General features: G+C 60.1%; 1 rRNA gene. It reads right to left on the minus strand.

Annotated features, from left to right (window positions below):
• Positions 1–241 precede the first annotated feature (241 nt).
• A 16S ribosomal RNA gene (locus V9U69_RS17390) occupies positions 242–1,073 on the minus strand; the annotation flags it as partial.

The raw sequence follows: 1,073 nt of genomic DNA on the forward strand, positions 1-1,073 counted from the left end.
CCGGTCCCTCAGGACCCAACAGTGCGCCAGGCACCACCCACACCCCTCGACAGCGCGTTCCAGACCGGATTCCTCCAGCCGTACTAACACCCCACAGAAGATGAGCAGTGCCGTGTTGATGTTCCACCCTCGAGCACCGGCCACCAGACACTCGCTGGCAGAAACCGGCTCCCCTCGAGCACACCCCGAACGACCGAACCGGTCGCCCGAAGCCGAACGCGCTCGAGCAGTCGCTCCTTAGAAAGGAGGTGATCCAGCCGCACCTTCCGGTACGGCTACCTTGTTACGACTTCGTCCCAATCGCCAGTCCCACCTTCGACAGCTCCCCCCCATACGGGTTGGGCCACCGGCTTCGGGTGTTACCGACTTTCATGACGTGACGGGCGGTGTGTACAAGGCCCGGGAACGTATTCACCGCAGCGTTGCTGATCTGCGATTACTAGCGACTCCGACTTCACGGGGTCGAGTTGCAGACCCCGATCCGAACTGAGACCAGCTTTTTGGGATTCGCTCCACCTCACGGTATCGCAGCCCTCTGTACTGGCCATTGTAGCATGCGTGAAGCCCAAGACATAAGGGGCATGATGATTTGACGTCATCCCCACCTTCCTCCGAGTTGACCCCGGCAGTCTCCCATGAGTCCCCGCCATAACGCGCTGGCAACATGGAACGAGGGTTGCGCTCGTTGCGGGACTTAACCCAACATCTCACGACACGAGCTGACGACAACCATGCACCACCTGTGCACGGCCACCTAAATGACCCACCATCTCTGGTGGTCCACCGTGCATGTCAAGCCTTGGTAAGGTTCTTCGCGTTGCATCGAATTAATCCGCATGCTCCGCCGCTTGTGCGGGCCCCCGTCAATTCCTTTGAGTTTTAGCCTTGCGGCCGTACTCCCCAGGCGGGGCGCTTAATGCGTTAGCTGCGGCACGGAACCCGTGGAATGGATCCCACACCTAGCGCCCAACGTTTACGGCATGGACTACCAGGGTATCTAATCCTGTTCGCTCCCCATGCTTTCGCTCCTCAGCGTCAGTAACTGCCCAGAGACCCGCCTTCGCCACCGGTGT

It is taken from the genome of Kineococcus sp. G2 (genome assembly GCF_037154035.1).
Taxonomy (GTDB): Bacteria; Actinomycetota; Actinomycetes; order Actinomycetales; family Kineococcaceae; genus Kineococcus.